13 protein-coding genes and 1 pseudogene are annotated in these 15,720 nt (G+C 62.8%); 6 read left to right on the top strand and 8 right to left on the bottom strand.

Features of this window, described 5'->3' with window-relative positions; translation table 11 throughout:
- Nucleotides 1–2: 2 nt before the first annotated feature.
- The 6 genes and pseudogenes from N0Q91_RS06385 (at nt 3) to N0Q91_RS06360 (ending at nt 7,742) form a co-directional block, all read left to right on the top strand.
- On the top strand, nt 3–2,234 hold the full coding sequence (locus tag N0Q91_RS06385) for a TonB-dependent siderophore receptor (protein WP_275597627.1): 2,232 nt from the start codon (nt 3–5) through the stop codon (nt 2,232–2,234).
- Nucleotides 2,235–2,423: 189 nt separating this feature from the next.
- Nucleotides 2,424–3,767 carry an extracellular solute-binding protein gene (locus N0Q91_RS06380; RefSeq protein WP_275597626.1) on the top strand — a complete coding sequence of 448 codons (1,344 nt, stop codon included), beginning with the start codon at nt 2,424–2,426 and terminating at the stop codon, nt 3,765–3,767.
- Nucleotides 3,768–3,840: 73 nt separating this feature from the next.
- Entirely contained in the window at nt 3,841–4,731 is an 891-nt protein-coding gene (locus N0Q91_RS06375; RefSeq protein WP_100671735.1) for a carbohydrate ABC transporter permease, read from the top strand.
- Nucleotides 4,732–4,738: 7 nt separating this feature from the next.
- Entirely contained in the window at nt 4,739–5,626 is an 888-nt protein-coding gene (locus tag N0Q91_RS06370) for an ABC transporter permease subunit (protein ID WP_275597625.1), read from the top strand.
- 42 nt (nt 5,627–5,668) lie between these two features.
- Nucleotides 5,669–6,718: pseudogene (locus N0Q91_RS06365) on the top strand (ABC transporter ATP-binding protein); the annotation flags it as partial.
- Between the two features lie 109 nt (nt 6,719–6,827).
- Nucleotides 6,828–7,742, top strand: coding sequence for a sugar phosphate isomerase/epimerase family protein (locus N0Q91_RS06360; protein WP_100671738.1), 915 nt, complete (start codon nt 6,828–6,830; stop codon nt 7,740–7,742).
- A 168-nt stretch (nt 7,743–7,910) separates the two neighbouring features.
- On the opposite strand, the gene derI is transcribed toward N0Q91_RS06360, so the two are convergent.
- From derI to N0Q91_RS06320, 8 genes are all read right to left on the bottom strand, one after another.
- The gene (gene derI, locus N0Q91_RS06355) at nt 7,911–8,348 is read right to left on the bottom strand and encodes a D-erythrulose-4-phosphate isomerase (RefSeq protein WP_003537271.1); all 438 of its coding nucleotides are present in this window, start codon (nt 8,346–8,348) and stop codon (nt 7,911–7,913) included.
- 44 nt (nt 8,349–8,392) lie between these two features.
- On the bottom strand, nt 8,393–9,160 hold the full coding sequence (locus N0Q91_RS06350; RefSeq protein ID WP_275597624.1) for a triose-phosphate isomerase: 768 nt from the start codon (nt 9,158–9,160) through the stop codon (nt 8,393–8,395).
- On the bottom strand, nt 9,157–9,942 hold the full coding sequence (locus N0Q91_RS06345) for a DeoR/GlpR family DNA-binding transcription regulator (RefSeq protein ID WP_275597623.1): 786 nt from the start codon (nt 9,940–9,942) through the stop codon (nt 9,157–9,159). Before N0Q91_RS06345 ends, N0Q91_RS06350 begins: the two co-directional genes overlap by 4 nt.
- Before the next feature lie 94 nt (nt 9,943–10,036).
- Nucleotides 10,037–10,975 (bottom strand): sugar phosphate isomerase/epimerase family protein, encoded by a 939-nt coding sequence (locus N0Q91_RS06340; RefSeq protein ID WP_275597622.1) that lies wholly within the window; start codon nt 10,973–10,975, stop codon nt 10,037–10,039.
- Nucleotides 10,976–10,988: 13 nt separating this feature from the next.
- The gene (locus N0Q91_RS06335) at nt 10,989–11,834 is read right to left on the bottom strand and encodes a TIGR01459 family HAD-type hydrolase (RefSeq protein WP_275597621.1); all 846 of its coding nucleotides are present in this window, start codon (nt 11,832–11,834) and stop codon (nt 10,989–10,991) included.
- Nucleotides 11,831–13,114: an FGGY-family carbohydrate kinase gene (locus N0Q91_RS06330; protein ID WP_275597620.1), complete on the bottom strand. Its 1,284-nt coding sequence runs from the start codon at nt 13,112–13,114 to the stop codon at nt 11,831–11,833. Before N0Q91_RS06330 ends, N0Q91_RS06335 begins: the two co-directional genes overlap by 4 nt.
- Complete coding sequence (locus N0Q91_RS06325) at nt 13,111–14,166, bottom strand: class II aldolase/adducin family protein (protein WP_275597619.1); 1,056 nt, start codon at nt 14,164–14,166, stop codon at nt 13,111–13,113. Before N0Q91_RS06325 ends, N0Q91_RS06330 begins: the two co-directional genes overlap by 4 nt.
- Before the next feature lie 13 nt (nt 14,167–14,179).
- The gene (locus N0Q91_RS06320; protein WP_275597618.1) at nt 14,180–15,718 is read right to left on the bottom strand and encodes a glycerol-3-phosphate dehydrogenase; all 1,539 of its coding nucleotides are present in this window, start codon (nt 15,716–15,718) and stop codon (nt 14,180–14,182) included.
- Nucleotides 15,719–15,720: the final 2 nt, after the last annotated feature.

The raw sequence follows: 15,720 nt of genomic DNA, 5'->3' as shown, positions 1-15,720 counted from the left end.
GCATGATTGAGATGAAGTTCAGGATTCGCGGGGCGCATCTGAAGACTCTTCTGGCGAGCGGAGCAGCGCTCGCGCCGCTGATGATGAGCGGAATGGCGCTGGCGCAGGAGGGAAACGCCACGCAGCTCGAGCGAATCGTCGTCGAGGGCGGCAATGCGACGGGCGCCAACGCGAGCGGACCGGTGGACGGCTACGTCGCAAAGGCGACCGCAACCGGGTCGAAGACCGCCACGCCGCTCAACGAAATCCCCCAGTCGGTCTCCGTCGTCGGCCGCGAGGAACTGGACGATCGCGCCGTGGTCAACAAGGTCGACGAGGCCTTGCGCTATACGCCGGGCGTCACGTCGGCACCTTTCGGCACCGATCCCGACACGGACTGGTTCTACATCCGCGGCTTCGATGCGGCCCAGACCGGCCTCTTCCTCGACGGCTTGCCGCTCTTCAGCTTCGGTTTCGGCAATTTCCAGATCGACCCTTTCATGCTGGAGCGGATCGAGGTGCTGAAGGGCCCGGCCTCCGTGCTCTATGGCGGGTCCAATCCGGGCGGCATCATCAATCTGATCAGCAAGCGTCCGCTCGATGAGCCGCTCTATTACACCGAAGTCGGCATCAACAGCGACGGCAACGCCTTCACCGGCTTCGACATCAACGACAAGCTGAACGATGACGGAACGGTTCGCTACCGCCTGACCGGAAAGGTCGCCGGCGGCGACAACTATTCGGACTATTCCGAGGACCTGCGCGGTTTCATCCTTCCTCAGGTAACCTATGCACCCGACGACGCGACCAGCCTGACCGTCTTCGGCCTGCTCCAGGGTCTGGACCAGGTTCATGTCGGCAACGGCTTCCTGCCCTATGTCGGAACCGTGGTCGATGCTCCCTTCGGCAAGATCGACCGCGACGCCTATTTCGGCGAGCCGGACATGGACGAAGGAACCTACGCCCAGCAGATGGTCGGCTACGAGTTCACGCACGACTTCGACAACGGCTGGAAATTCACGCAGAACGCCCGCTATGCCCATCTCCACAAACACGAGAACTATCCGTATCCCTACGGCTATGTCGGCCCGGGCTTCGGCAATGTCGATCCGATCGCTCCGGACTACCTCCTGAACCGCATCGGTTTCGAGGCCACCTCGAAAGTCGACAGCTTTGCGATCGACAACCGCGCCGAGACGGAATTCGATCTCGGCGCCACGAGCCACACCTTCCTCGCCGGCCTGGATTACAAATATTACCGACTGGACCACATTGGCGCCTCGGGAGGCGCAACACCGATCAGCCCGACCGATCCGGTTTATGGTGTGCCGCAGGGCCCGAAATCCGTCTACATCAACCAGGTTTTCACGCAGCAGCAGATCGGCATTTATGCTCAGGATCAAGTGCGGTTCGGCGACGGTTGGCTGGCCACGCTCAATGGGCGATACGACTATGTGGACACCGACCTCAGGAACGGCGCCACGGCCTGGGCCGCACCTTCGAACTTCGGATATGACGACGGAGCGCTCAGCGGCCGGGCCGGCCTTGCCTACGAGTTCGAAAGCGGCGTTACGCCCTATTTGAGCGCAGCGACATTCTTCAATCCGCTGGTGGGCTCGCGCGACTCGAACCCGGATCCCGCAGTCACGACGCTTGTGCCCCTGAAGCCCGAAGAAGGCTACCAATACGAAGCGGGGATCAAATACGAGCCGACGTTTATCGATGGTTTGTTCACCGCCTCGGTCTTCGAGATAACCAAGCAGAACGTCCAGGTGACCGACACACTCGGTGTTTCCACACAGCTCGGCGAGGTGCGCTCCCGCGGTTTCGAGCTCGAGGGCAAGGTGAATATCGACGAAAACTGGAAGATCGTCTCGGCGTTCAGCTATACCGATCTGGAGATCACGGAAGACGCCAACCCGTCGCTGCTCGGCAAGTCGCCCTATCTCATACCCGAGACTCAGGCCGCTCTGTGGCTCGACTACACCGTGACCGGCGGCGCGTTCGAAGGCATGAGCCTCGGTGCGGGCGTGCGCCGCCAGGGCGAGTCCTGGGCCGACGCCGCGAATACGAAGAAGGTCCCGGCGGCGACGCTCGTAGATGCCGCCATCCGCTACGAGAAGAACGACTGGACGGCGTCGCTCAACGTCGCCAACCTGTTCGACAAGGACTATGTCGCGGGCTGCCAGGGCCTCCTGACCTGCGGCTATGGCGAAAGCCGGACCTTCACGCTGAAGCTCAGCAAGAAGTGGTGACGGGCGGCATTTCCACCTCATCCGCCTGCCGGCACCTCCCCGCAGGCGGGGCGAAGGTCGCGGCGGCCGCCTCGTCCCGCGATCAAACTTTCATTTTTCCATCATGTAGATCGGCAACGACTGTCACACTCAACTGGTAGCAAGCGCTCGGCTTCATTCATGCCAACAATCTGCAGGGAGCGCTTTGCAATGAGAATCTCCGTCACTACGTCCCTTATCATCGGCTTGGTCGCAGGCATCGCGCCTGGCCTGCCGGCGGCTGCAGCCGAAAAGACGAAGTTTGAGTTCTGGTACGGCCTTTCGGGCGATCTTGGGGAACGTGTCCAGGATGCCTGCAAGAAGTTCAACGAAAGCCAGACCGAATTCGAGATCGTCTGCACCTCGCAAAACGGATACGACGCGACCCTGCAGAACACGATTGCCGCCTACCGCGCGAAGAAGCAGCCGGCAATCACCCAGATCTACGATGCCGGCACTCTGGACATGATGCTTTCGGGTGCATTCGTGCCCGCCAGGAAGCTGATGGCCGACAACGGCTACAGCATCGATTGGAACAATTATTTCGGCGGCATCGCCAATTATTATGCGACGGCAAAGGGAGAACTGAACTCCTTCCCGTTCAACTCCTCGACTGCGATGTTCTACTACAATGTCGACGCCTTCGAGAAGGCCGGCGTCGATTTCAAGCCGGACACCTGGGAACAGGTCGAGGCAGCGGCCCGCAAATTGAAGGCAGCCGGATACGAATGCCCGCTCGCCTTCAACTTCGATACCTGGCAGCTCATGGAGCAGTTTTCGGCCATCCACAACCAGCCGATCGCCACCAGGGGGAATGGCTACAACGGGCTGGATGCCGAGCTGGTCGTCAACAGGACCAGGTTCGTGGACCATGTGAAGTTCTTCAAGAAAATGGCAGACGAGAAGCTGTTCGTGGTCAAGACCAAGCAGCTGGGCATGGATCTCGTCCCGGCCTTCACGTCGCAGACCTGCCAGATGATACAGACCTCGATCGCCGACCATGGCACCGTCGGCAAGTCCCTTCCCGAGGGGGTGAAGTGGGACGTCGCCATGCTGCCCGTATGGAACGGCACCGAGCGGCAGAATTCTCTCGTCGGCGGCGCGTCGCTCTGGGTGCTCGCCGGCCGTCCGGAAGCGGAGTACAAGGGCGCGGCCGCCTTCCTCAACTATCTCGCGACACCCGAAATGGCCGAGTGGTGGTCCACGGTAACCGGATATATCCCGGTGACCAGGACCGGGTTCGACGCCATGAAGTCAAACGGGTTCTACGACAAGGCACCCTACAAGGGACGCGAGCTCGCCATCGAGAGCCTGTCCTTTACTCCGACCTCGGAGAACACCCGCGGCATTCGCCTCGGTGGCTTCACGCAAGTCCGCAAGGAACTCGCGACCGCCCTCGAAGCGATCTTCATGCAGAACGCGGACGTGCAGACGGAACTCGACAGGGCCGTTGAACGCGGCAATGCCGTCCTGCGCCGTTTTGAGAAGACCTACGCCGGACAGACGCTGAACTAGATCTGATCCGATCCGGGGCCTGCCGTGACGTCGGCAGGCCCGATTTTCTTCCTGCACATCGGAAATCGAAGCTATGGACAAGCGTGCGGCCTTTCGCAGCTGGTGGCTGCCAAGCCTATTCGCCCTGCCGCAGATCATCCTGATCCTGCTGTTTTTCTATTGGCCAGCAGTCGCCGTGCTGCGATGGGCGTTCACATTGGAGCCGCCGTTCGGGGGCGCCGCGGAATTCGTCGGCCTTGCCAACTTCCAGGAGGTTTTCGCCGATCCGCTCTACTGGAACTCCGTCGGTATCAGCCTGGCATTCGCCCTTTGCGGCACCTTGGCCACCATCTTCATCGGCCTCGTTCTTGCGCTTGCGGTCGATCGGCAATTGCCGGCCTCAGCTCCGTTCCGGTTTCTGTACATTCTGCCTTATGCGATTGCAGGCCCGGCCGCAGGCATGGCTTTCCGCTTTATCCTGTCGCCGGAGCGCGGACTGATGGCATCGGTCAACGCGGCTTTCCCGGATTTCTGGAACCCGGCCAAATACGGCAGCCACGCCCTGATTCTCGTCATCGTCGTCTTTGCGTGGAAATGGGCGGGCTACACATTCATCTTCCTTCTCGCCGGCCTTCAGTCGGTCCCCCGTTCGCTTATCGAGGCTGCCGCCATGGACGGCTCCGGCCCCGTCCGCCGTGCGGTCGATATCCAGGTACCCATGCTGGCGCCGACGCTCTTCTTCCTGCTGGTCATCATGATGACCGAGGGATTCGTCGGGGCCGACACCTACGGCATCGTAGACCGAACGACGGAGGGCGGGCCGAACCACGGCACGGATGTGATGGTGTACCGCATCGTCGAGGAGGCATTCCGCGGCTTGAACTATTCCGGCGCGTCGGCGCAAAGCCTCGTCCTCATCGGTCTCATCATGATCTTCACCTTCATCCAGTTCCGCTTCATCGAGCGCCAGGTCCACTACAAGTGAGGCTCACATGATACAGCGGACACCTTTCGCCAACGCCCTCACCTACGGCGTGATGATCTTCGGCTTCCTGCTGCTGATCGGCCCTTTCATCGTGATCGTGTCGGGCGCCAGCCAGACCTTTCAGCAAGTAAACGCCGTACCCTTCAGTCTTCTGCCGCAGGATCGCCTGATCGAGAACATGAGGGCCGCATGGGAGCGCGCCAATCTCGGAACGGCGATGCTGAACAGTTTGGTCATGGCCAGCCTCGTCACGATCGGCAAAGTGGCCCTGTCGGCGCTGACGGCCTTCGCCATCGTCTTCTTCCGAACCCCGCTGAAGGGCTTCTTCTTCTGGATGGTGTTCATTACCCTGATGTTGCCGCTGGAGGTGCGCGTGGTGCCCACCTATGCCGTCGCTGCCGATCCGTTCCAACCCGTCCGGCTTCTGATCTCCGCAGTAATGGGCTTCGAAGTCTCGGTCGACTGGAACCTTCTCAACTCCTACGCCGGCCTCACGCTGCCCCTGATCGCGACCGCGACCGGAACGTTCCTCTACCGCCAGTTCTACCTGACCCTGCCCGACGAACTGGCAGAGGCGGCGCGGATGGACGGGTCGGGTGCGATCCGCTTCTTCATCGATATGCTGCTGCCGCTGTCGCGCACGAACATGCTCGCTTTGACCACGATCATGTTCGTCTATGGGTGGAACCAGTATCTCTGGCCGCTCCTGATGGTGACGGACCCTCAATACAAGACCACGATGATGTCGCTGATTGCGCTCCTGCCGTCCGAAAACGGCACTCCGGACTGGAACGTGACGCTTGCCGGATCCTTGATCATCATGCTGCCCCCGCTCATCGTCGTTGCCGTCCTCCAGCGGTGGTTCGTTCGCGGGCTCGTGGCGACCGAAAAATGAATCGCATTTCCCAAACAGAAACAGACAGAGAGGCCCGCGTTCATGGCTGACATCCAAATTAGCGCCGTGCGCAAGTCCTACGGCAAGGTCCCTACCCTGCATGGCATCGACCTCGCCTTCGCGTCGGGAGAATTCGTCGTTATCCTCGGTCCGTCCGGGTGCGGGAAATCGACGCTTCTGAGGATGATCGCGGGGCTGGAGGAAATCACCGCCGGGGAGATCGCCATCAACGGGCGGGTCGTCAACAGGCTTGAGCCGCGCGAACGCGGCTGCGCCATGGTGTTCCAGAACTACGCCCTCTATCCCCACATGACCGTCGCCGGAAATATCGGCTATGCCCTGAAGGTGGCGGGCATACCGAAGGCTGAGCGGCTGCGCCGCATCGAGGAAACAGCGAAGATCGTCGGGCTTTCCGACTATCTCAATCGGAAGCCCGCGGCACTTTCCGGCGGTCAGCGCCAGCGCGTTGCCATGGCCCGCGCGATTATCCGCGAACCGAGCGTGTTCCTTTTCGACGAACCGCTCTCGAATCTCGACGCCAAACTGCGCGTCACCATGCGAGCCGAGATCCGGAAGCTGCATCAGCGTCTCTCGGCAACGTCCATCTTCGTCACCCATGATCAGGTCGAAGCCATGACGCTCGCGGACAAGCTGGTGGTCATGAACAAGGGCCTCGTCGAACAGGTAGGACAGCCGCTCGACATCTACCATCGTCCGGCAAGCATCTTCGTCGCGTCCTTCATCGGCTCGCCGGCCATGAACCTGTTCGATGCCGAGATCGACGTCGGCAACGCCTGCCTGACCTTCGCCGGCGCGAAGCTGCCGATCGACAGGAGGATTGCGGCGCGTCTGGGCGCAGGAAACATCACGATCGGCATTCGCCCGGAACAGTGCATCGTGTCGCCCGAAGCAAAAGGCGGCGTCGCGATCAAGGTCGAGTTCGTCGAGGAGCTCGGATCCGGCCGCGTCATTCACGCGGAGCTGCATGGCCGTCCCTTCGCCGCCTGTGTGGACGAGAAAGTGCGCGTCCGGCCGGGTGATTGGATCGACCTGGAGCTGCCTTTGGCGCAATTGCACGTTTTCGACCGCGAGGTCAGGCCGGCGGATCGGGGTCGATCTGGAACCTCGCGCCGTCGCTGCTTCCGCCGCTCGACCGGCATTCGAAACAATCTGATCGCGTCCATCGAGAAGGAGAAACCCAATGAACGAAATCATTTCCGCCGTAGGCTTTTGCAACCGGACCGGCAAGGGCGATCTTTCGAGCCTGGACGCGTCCTTACGCGAAGTTGCCGAAACGGGTGCTGACGCCTGCGAAATCGGAATTTACGGCGAAGAAATCGTCAGTGGCGGACGCATCATCGAAGACCGTGTCCGGCGCGTCGCCGACATCACGAAGAAATATTCCTTCAAAAAGCTCTCGCTGCACGGTCAGATCCTGTCCAACTTCATGGATCGCCAGCATCATCATCTGCAGAAAAAGGTCGTGAGGGCGATGCTCGAATTGTGTGACCGGCTTGGCGCCGGGATCCTCGTTCATCACTCCGGCGCGGCGCAGCTCGCCCCCGGAGAAAGCGCCGCCGATCTCGACAGGATGGAACGCGATGCCCTCGCGGAAATGGCGGAGATCGCAAAAGCGTACGGAGTACGCATCGCGCTTGAAAACATCTTCACGACGGAAACCGGCCAGTATCGGCAGACGCCGAGGCAGGTCGCCGAAACCGTGCGGGCGATCGGTTCCGACAACGTCGTCGCGCTCATCGACTTCTCGCATGCCTATATCGAAGCGACGCATCGAGGACTCGACTTCCGCGACGAGCTGAGGACAATGGCGCCGGTGACTGGTCACCTGCATGTCCACGACAGTTTCGGGCTGCCCTATTCCATGACCCGCTTCTATCATCCGGCAGAGGCGACCGCACTCGGCATCGGAGACCTGCATCTGCCGATCGGCTGGGGCGACATTGCCTGGGACGACATTTTCTCCGAGTTGACCTTCCTTCCGGACACGACGCTGATCATGGAAATCGACGCCGGGCGGTTTGCCGATCAGCAACCGGCGTGCCTGGAGCGCGCACGGAGTCTGGCCGCCGCAGTGGGACTGAGATCCGCGGCGTAGCGTGCGCGGTCACCTTTCCGCGCGTACCAGATCACGACGTTTCGGGTTGGAAGGCTACAGGATCAAAACCAATCCTGTTCCAGAAGCGAAAACACCCGGCATTGCTGCCGGGCGTCTCGCTGCGTGCGCATGAGGGAGGATCAGCACGCGCCGCAGAATTCGCGACCGTTACTTCGCCTGATCCAGGCGGTCGATCGCTTCGACATTTGCCGCCGACGGACCATTGGGGTCGAACTCGGAGGCCAGCCACGTATCGACGATCGATTTCGCCAGTTCCGGGCCGATGACGCGCGCGCCCATGGTGATGATCTGGGCGTTGTTGGATTTGGCCGCCCGCTCGGCGGAATAGGTATCGTGGGTCAGCGCGGCGCGGATGCCCGGCACCTTGTTGGCCGAGATGCACACGCCGATGCCGGTGCCGCAGATCAGAATGCCGCGCTCGTTTTCGCCGGCCGTGATCGTCTGCGCCAGATCGCGGGAGAGATCGGCATAGTAGCCGGTCTGACTCAGGTCCTTGACTTCGAGATCGCTCCTCTTGGCGAGATGCGCGGCGATGACGTCGAGCAGGGGCTTGCCGGCACTGTCGGCTCCAATCGCGATTTTCATGTCGTTTCCTTTCCGTAAGGTGTTGTTGCCTGACCCGGCGATGCTCAGATCGCCCGGGCTACGCGTTGCAGAATGTCGAGGTAGCCGCCCACGTCCCAGGCGGAGCGGCCGATGAAGAGCCCGTCGATATGGCGCTGGAGGATCAATTCCTCGCAGTTCTGCGGATTGACGCTGCCGCCATAGAGTACCGGAACCTTCACGCCGAGTGCACGCTCGGCGACTTCGCCAATGCGGCGGTGGCGGGCATCCGCATAGTCGGCGGTGGCCGGTATGCCGTTGACGCCAATCGCCCAGACCGGCTCATAGGCCAGGAGAACGGGCGCCGTCCGCGCCGCGCCTTCGAGAAAGGCAAAGGCGCCTTCCACCTGGCGCTTCAGGACCGTATCCGCCTCGCCCGCTTCGCGTTCCGCGAGAGTCTCGCCGATGCAGATCAACGGCACGAGCCCATGCTTGACGGCGGCTGCCGTCTTCAGGCCCACGGTGCGGTCGGTCTCGCCGAAATGCTCCCGCCGCTCGCTGTGGCCGAGCTCGACGATGTCGAGATCGCAATCCCTCAGCATGACCGGAGAAATTTCGCCGGTCCAGGCGCCCGCATCGTCCCAGTGCATGTTCTGCGCACCGATCTTGACGCTCGTCGCCTTAAGCCTTTCCTTCACCTGCCGCACGGCGGTGAACGGAGGAATGACGAAGCGCTGTATCCGCTGATCGCGCCCATCGTCGGCGGCCGCAAGACCGTCGGCGAAGACCATTGCCTCGGCCAGCGTCTTGTTCATCTTCCAGCTCGTGCCGACCCAGAGACCAGTCTTGCTCATGCGTTCTCCAATATTTTCCGATTGTCGATCCTGACGAGCTTGACGCCGGCGTCGCCGAGCGCCGCCGTATTCCCCTCGGACACTTCGCTTCCGGTCAGCACCGCATCGAAGGCCTCCAGCCCCGTCAGGAAATGCAGGGCCGACCGGCCGAACTTGCCGTGGTCCACCAGGAGATATTTGCGGCTGGCGGATTTCACCATCTGGCGCTTGATCTGCACGACCTCCTGATCCTGGTGGAACGCTGACGCGCCCTCGACGGCCGAACTCGACAGGAAGGCCACGTCGGCGCGCAGCGAACGCAGCGCCTCCTCGGTGACGACACCGAAAAAGCCGTTGAATTTCTTGCTGTAATGTCCGCCGAGCGCGATCAGGTTGATGCCCGGGGCTCCCGAAAGATCGGCGATGACGCCGAGATTGTTGGTGATGACGGTGAGCGGGCGAATATCCCTTAGAAACCCGGCGATCGCTCCGGCCGTCGAGCTGTCGTCGATGATGATGCTCTGGCCGGGCTCGATCAGCGTCGCGGCATGTTCCGCAAGGCGGCGCTTCTCGCCCGTCGCGATCTTTTCGCGGTAGCGGAAATCGCTTTCGAATTGCGGGCTCGACTGGATGGAAGCGCCGCCATGGACCTTTCGCAGGAGCCCCGCCTGTTCGAGATCGTCAAGATCGCGATGAACCGTCATCTTGCTGACGCCGAAGCGAAGGGCGAGTTCCTCGACGGAGGCTGTTCCCGCCTCCATCAGGACATCCATGATCGCCTGGCGTCTGTCTTCCGGTTTCATCGCATCGTCCCGTCAGGTGCAGCCTCGGCTGCGCCAAGGGAAAGGTAACAGTCTTCTGTGATATTTCAACTAAAATATGGGATTTTGTTACATTTCATTGTGATAATTTCGAAGCATTGAATCCCGTGTCGATAAAGGGCTCCCAGAATTCAACCGACTCCCGGATCATTTCCACCACGTTGCGGTCGGTCGGTTCGCGCTCCCGGAAGGAAAGCTCCAGGCAGATTTCGTTGTCCGTCCCGCCTCCCCTCCTGATGGCCTCGAGCAGTCGTTCGGGCGTGATCCTGCCGTCCTTGTTGTGGGCGGCCGTGAAGGGCCAGTGTCCGCCCTTGTTCATCGAGGACTGCTTGACGTGAATGATCGGCGACTGCCGCGGAAAGGCCTCCGCCCAGGCATAGGGATCGACGTCGGCGGCGTTCGGCGATGTGACGTCGCCATGATCGATGTCGACCATCATCCTCATCGGGATCGGCAGGTCGGCTGCCGCCAGACGCCGGTCGAGCGCCCTGCACGCCTCGATCGTGTGGCCGAACTCCCGGCCGACCGACATCGGCTCCCAGAAGACATAGGAAAGGCCCGCGGCCTTGGCGTGCTCTGCCACCTCGCGCCAGCATTCGATGGCGATCGTCATCAGTTCCTCGCGACGCGCCGGGTCGTGATAATCCCTGAGCGTGAAGATCGCGAATTGCGTACCCATGCCGGAGGCGCCGAGCTCGGCGGAGATATCGGCAAAAGTCTTGAACCAGTCGACATAATAGCGCCGGACGTCCGGGTCGGGATGCCCGAAATGATTGAGACGGCCATAGGGGCCTGTCATGCCGGAGGTGATTTTCACGCCGGTACGGCCGAGCGCCGTTCGAAACTGCCGCAGCGTCTTGTTGATCGTCGCCGCCGGCCAGCCCGGATTGACGAATTCATGGGTGAGCTGGACGTAACCGATGCGGATCTTCTCGGCGATGGTGTCGATCAGGTCGTCCGCCTCGGCAAAGCGGTTGACCAGAGGATTGGTGTTGAGCGACAGCGTGAAGGCCATTGCCGGCTCCTTGCTACCAGAGGAATTTCGGGAGGATGAAATCGGGGCTCGCGCCGTGCTCCCGGAAGAGCTGCCGGCGCTCCGCGTCCGGCCGCTGCTCGAGAATTCCGGTGGCGACGAGCACCGAGCCGAGCCCGGCCGCCGCAGCCCCGGCAATGTCATGCTCGACGCTGTCGCCTATGGCACAGACGCGCCGCGGCTCCGGCCGCCCGAGAAAATCGAGCGCGAAGTCGTAGATGTCGGCAAACGGCTTGCCGATCCAGCGCACAGGACCGCCCAGCTCTTCGTAAAGCTCGGCGATGCGACCGGCGCCGAAGGCCGGGCCGCTCCTCGTCAGCATAACCTTGTCCGGGTTGGTACAGAGGCACGGGATGCCTCGCCGGGCAGCCGGTCCCAGCAGAACTTCGTAATAGGCAAGCGGATGGATATCGCCCTCGCTCCCCGCCAGCAGCACGATGTCGGCGTCTTCACCGCTCTCGGTGCGGACGAGGTTCAGCCCCTTGAGCGGCGACTGATCGCCGTCGCGGCTGATCAGAAGGCACTTGCGCGCTGCGCCACCCTCGCCTTCGGCCTCCCGTTTCAAGAGCTGCCAGGCAACCTCTCCCGAGGTCAGGAACCAGTCCCAGCTTCCGCATTGGAAACCGAGTGCCTCCAGCCGCCGATCGTTCTCGGCCGAGCGCTTGCCGGAATTGGAGAGGATGATGACCCGCTTTCCGGCCTGTTTGAGACGGACAAGCGTTTCCGCCGCACCCGGATAGGGCCCGCGACCGTCTCTCAGCACTCCGTATTGATCCACGAGAAAGGCATCATATGCGTCCGATATCGCAGAGAGGGCTGGAATTTCCCGGACGACGCTCATAGCACGCCCGCCTCTTTCGCTCCCGACAGCGCCAGGCGAGCGGCGCCGGCAGCCGCCTCTTCCGATAGCACCGGCAGGAAGGGAACGACGAGCCTCCGTTTTCGGATTTCGGTCCACACCCCGTTCTTCGCGCCGCCGCCGACGGTGCGGATCGAACCCAGGGCCGGGCTGCCGAGGGATACGAGCCGCTCATAAGCAAGACGCTCGACCCCCGCGATGCCCTCGAAGATCGCCTTCAGGAATTCGGCGTCCTCCGTCGGGCGCGGTTCCATGCGCGGCATGAAGGCAGGATCGGCCACCGGAAACCGCTCGCCGGGTTTCAGCAGCGGATAGAAGTCGAGGCCCGTATCGCTCGCCGGGTCGATTTGCTCCGAAAGCTCGGCGATCCGATCGTTGCTGAAATGCGCGGCGAGAACCGCGCCACCGGTATTGGAGGCGCCGCCGGCAAGCCACATATCGCCGATCCGGTGGCTGTAGAGCCCGAATTCCGGGGCAAAGAGCGGCTTGTCGGAGAGCATCTTCACCGTCAGCGTCGTGCCCAGCGCGCTGACGGCGTCACCCGGCCGGTCAGCGCCGGTCGCGAGGAAGGAGGCGCAGCCGTCCGTCGTACCCGCAACGATAACGGCTTCGCTCGGCAGTCCGAAGGCTTCCGCCGCGGCCGGCGAGATCGTCGCGACCGGCGCCCCCGCCGGCAGAACATCGGGCAGAAGATCGACACGCGCGCCGGTCCGCGCAAGCCATTCCGGCCAGTTGCGGGCAACGGGATCGTAGCCGGTCTTCAGCGCGTTGTTTTCGTCGCTGACGTCATAAAGCCCGGTGAAATGGCCGGCAATCCAGTCGGCCTGGTGAATGACACGGAAGACCTCTGGCAGCGACTGGAAAGTCAGCAGCTTGGCCAGGCCCGACGTCGCGCCATGTGCCGCACTCTCCTTGGGTGCATGGACGGCGATACGCTCCAGAACGGCGGGATCGCCGACCGGGTCGTTATACATGAGCGGCGTCGCGAGCGGCGCTCCGTCGGCAGCGACCGGGAGCATGGTGCCCGACGTGCCGTCGATGCCGAGCGCACATATATGCGAGCCGTCGACGGCTTCGAGTGCCTGCGCAAGCGCGGCCTGGACCGCCTTCCACCAGCCAAGCGGATCGCGATGGTCATCGGAAAAGGCGGCAAGCCTCGCTGCGCCCGACGCGACGATCTCGCCCGCAGCGGTCATCGCCACGGCACGTGCACCGGACGTGCCGAGGTCGATGCCGAGAACGAGCTTGCCCCGGCCGCTCATTGCAGCACCTGCCCTGCACGGTTCAGTTGCTGGCGGTATTTTTCCGCGTCCCAGCCGAGAAGTTCCGCGTTTTCCGCATCGGTGAGATAGCGCAGCCTTGCACCCTCCGGGATTCGCGCCGTCACGTCCGAAAGGCAGCGCGCCATGGCGAGCGCGCCGGCAGAGATATCCTTGAGCACCAAGGCGCCCTTGCCGGGAAAGAGAAGGACCGGCGGCAGGCTCTCTCCCGCGCGACGGAATCCCTCTTCGAGAGAGAGCGCGTTCTCTCCGGGAGCGGCGACAACCGATCCCTTGCCGAGAAAGATCACGTGGTCCGGATAGAGGCTGCCTCCCGCGGCAATTCTGCAGCTTTCGAGATCGGTCGCGGCATCGTGGATCCGACCGTCGTCGGGCAGCCGGTAGGCGCTGTTGACCGCAAGGCGCGACAGCGCCTCAAGGTCGGCGGAAGGCGCCCGCCGCACGGGCACGGCGAAGCGCTGGGATACCTCTGCGAGAAGACGCGCCGCGTCCGCGACCGTCTCGGCTGCGACGGCAAGCCCGTGATTTCCGAGTACCAGGACCGAGGTGTCATCCCGAATCCGCTCGGCAATTGCCTTGGCGAGCGGCAGCCCCGGTCTGGCATAGGGAACGAAGGCGTAGGGAATGCCCTTAAGCTTCTCTTCGGCAATCGCGGCCGCGTCGGCGTGAACGGCAGTCGCGATCGTCTCGACGCAATGGACATGAACCACCACCTTCTGCGGCATCAGCGCGTGGACCGTGGTTTCGATCGACGGCCTGAGGCCCGAGGGGTTCAGATCCTTGACGACGAAATCCTGCGCCTTCTCCGTCGCCGGGTCGTCCCGCTCCAATGCGTCGAGCAACGGGTCGAGCGCGACCGCGACCATCACGTCGCGCCGACGGGCATGGGCAAGCCACAGGCCGGAAGCCTTGATCCAGAGGGTTCCGCCTTCCTTGATCGAGGTATTGCCGCCCGCGCCCTGAACGAGATCCGGATCGGCGCCGACACGCGCCGACAGATCGAGAAGCGCTTCGAATTCGGAGCTTCGCAACATCAATTCTTCCTTCTCACGCCGCAGCCTGCTGGCCCTCGAACCAGCCGCTGAAGGCCCGCTTCTCGGCGTCGCTCATATGCAGGCCGTGTTTGGTGCGCCGTTCCAACAGGTCTTCCGCCGTGCGCGCCCATTCATTCTCTATGAGGAAGCGGGCTTCCCGCTCCCGGAAGAGCTGCGTGAACGCCGTCCCGAGCTCGTCGAGGCACGTGGCGCTGCCGATCAGATCATGCGCCCGCGTGCCGTAAAGCCGGGCGTAGTGCTTGGCGAGGTCCGACGGCAGCCACCGGTAGCGCGCGCGCAGGTCGCCGAGGAACTGGTCGAAATCCGCATCCGCCATGTCGCCGCCCGGCAGATGCGCACGCGCCGTCCAGGCCGGGCCCATCTTCGGAAAGAAAGGCTTCAACCGTTCGAGCGCGTGCTCGGAAAGCTTGCGGAAGGTCGTGATCTTGCCGCCGAACACCGAGAGCAGCGGCGCGTCCTTCCCGGCGGCGTCGAGCTCGAAAATATAGTCGCGCGTCACTGCCGACGGATTTTCGGCATTGTCGTCGTAAAGCGGACGCACACCCGAAAAGCTGTGAAGGATGTCGCCCGGCGCCAGTTGCTGCTTGAAATAGCGGTTCACCGATTTCAGGAGATAGGCGACCTCGTTTTCGTCCGCCGTGACGTCCTCAGGCCGCCCGTCATAGGGAATATCCGTGGTGCCGATCAGCGCCAGATCGTTCTGATAGGGATTGATGAAGATCACGCGCTTGTCGGGGTTCTGGACGAGATAGGCCTGCCGCCCCTCCCAGAACTTCGGCACGATGATGTGGCTGCCCTTGACGAGGCGGACGCTGCGGCTCGAATTCAGTCCCGCAACGCGGCCGATCACGTCGTTGACCCAGGGCCCGGCGGTGTTGACCACGCAGCGCGCCTTGGCCTCCGTCTTCGCTCCGGTCGCGGCATCGGTCATCTCGACATGCCAGAGATCGCCTCGCCGGCGAATACCGGTGCAGGCGGTGCGGGTCAGTATCCGGGCGCCTTTCTTTTTCGCGTCGAGCGCGTTGAGCACGACGAGGCGGGCGTCGTCCACCCAACAGTCGGAATATTCGAAGGCCTTGCGATAGGCCGGCTTGATCGCAGCGCCTTCCGGGGCCGTACGCAGGTTGAGCACCCGCGTGCCGGGGAGGCGCTTGCGGCCGCCCAGGTGATCGTAGAGGAAGAGGCCGAGCCGTACGAGCCAGGCCGGCCTGTCGGCCGGATTGTGCGGCAGCACGAAACGCATCGGCCAGATGATGTGAGGTGCGGATTCCAGCAGAACCTCGCGCTCTATCAGGGCTTCGCGCACCAGGCGGAACTCGTAATATTCGAGGTAGCGTAAGCCGCCATGAACGAGCTTGCCGGAGCGGGAACTCGTGCCCTGCGCCAGATCGTCCTTCTCGCAGAGCAGGACGGAGAGCCCCCGCCCTGCCGCGTCGCGGGCAATGCCCGCCCCGTTTATACCGCCGCCGATGACGAAAAGGTCGTATGTGCCGGTTTCGGAACTCACGTGCTTGTCTCCTGTCGTCGTCATGC

This window comes from Sinorhizobium prairiense (assembly GCF_029201645.2).
GTDB classification, from domain to species: Bacteria; Pseudomonadota; Alphaproteobacteria; order Rhizobiales; family Rhizobiaceae; genus Sinorhizobium; species Sinorhizobium meliloti_A.
This window is presented reverse-complemented; position numbering and strand designations above follow the sequence as displayed.

Coding starts and splice junctions, on each gene's coding strand:
- N0Q91_RS06385 (WP_275597627.1), top strand. CDS start 3: ATGATTGAGATGAAGTTCAGGATTCGCGGGGCGCATCTGAAGACTCTT.
- N0Q91_RS06380 (WP_275597626.1), top strand. CDS start 2,424: ATGAGAATCTCCGTCACTACGTCCCTTATCATCGGCTTGGTCGCAGGC.
- N0Q91_RS06375 (WP_100671735.1), top strand. CDS start 3,841: ATGGACAAGCGTGCGGCCTTTCGCAGCTGGTGGCTGCCAAGCCTATTC.
- N0Q91_RS06370 (WP_275597625.1), top strand. CDS start 4,739: ATGATACAGCGGACACCTTTCGCCAACGCCCTCACCTACGGCGTGATG.
- N0Q91_RS06360 (WP_100671738.1), top strand. CDS start 6,828: ATGAACGAAATCATTTCCGCCGTAGGCTTTTGCAACCGGACCGGCAAG.
- derI (WP_003537271.1), bottom strand. CDS start 8,348: ATGAAAATCGCGATTGGAGCCGACAGTGCCGGCAAGCCCCTGCTCGAC.
- N0Q91_RS06350 (WP_275597624.1), bottom strand. CDS start 9,160: ATGAGCAAGACTGGTCTCTGGGTCGGCACGAGCTGGAAGATGAACAAG.
- N0Q91_RS06345 (WP_275597623.1), bottom strand. CDS start 9,942: ATGAAACCGGAAGACAGACGCCAGGCGATCATGGATGTCCTGATGGAG.
- N0Q91_RS06340 (WP_275597622.1), bottom strand. CDS start 10,975: ATGGCCTTCACGCTGTCGCTCAACACCAATCCTCTGGTCAACCGCTTT.
- N0Q91_RS06335 (WP_275597621.1), bottom strand. CDS start 11,834: ATGAGCGTCGTCCGGGAAATTCCAGCCCTCTCTGCGATATCGGACGCA.
- N0Q91_RS06330 (WP_275597620.1), bottom strand. CDS start 13,114: ATGAGCGGCCGGGGCAAGCTCGTTCTCGGCATCGACCTCGGCACGTCC.
- N0Q91_RS06325 (WP_275597619.1), bottom strand. CDS start 14,166: ATGTTGCGAAGCTCCGAATTCGAAGCGCTTCTCGATCTGTCGGCGCGT.
- N0Q91_RS06320 (WP_275597618.1), bottom strand. CDS start 15,718: ATGACGACGACAGGAGACAAGCACGTGAGTTCCGAAACCGGCACATAC.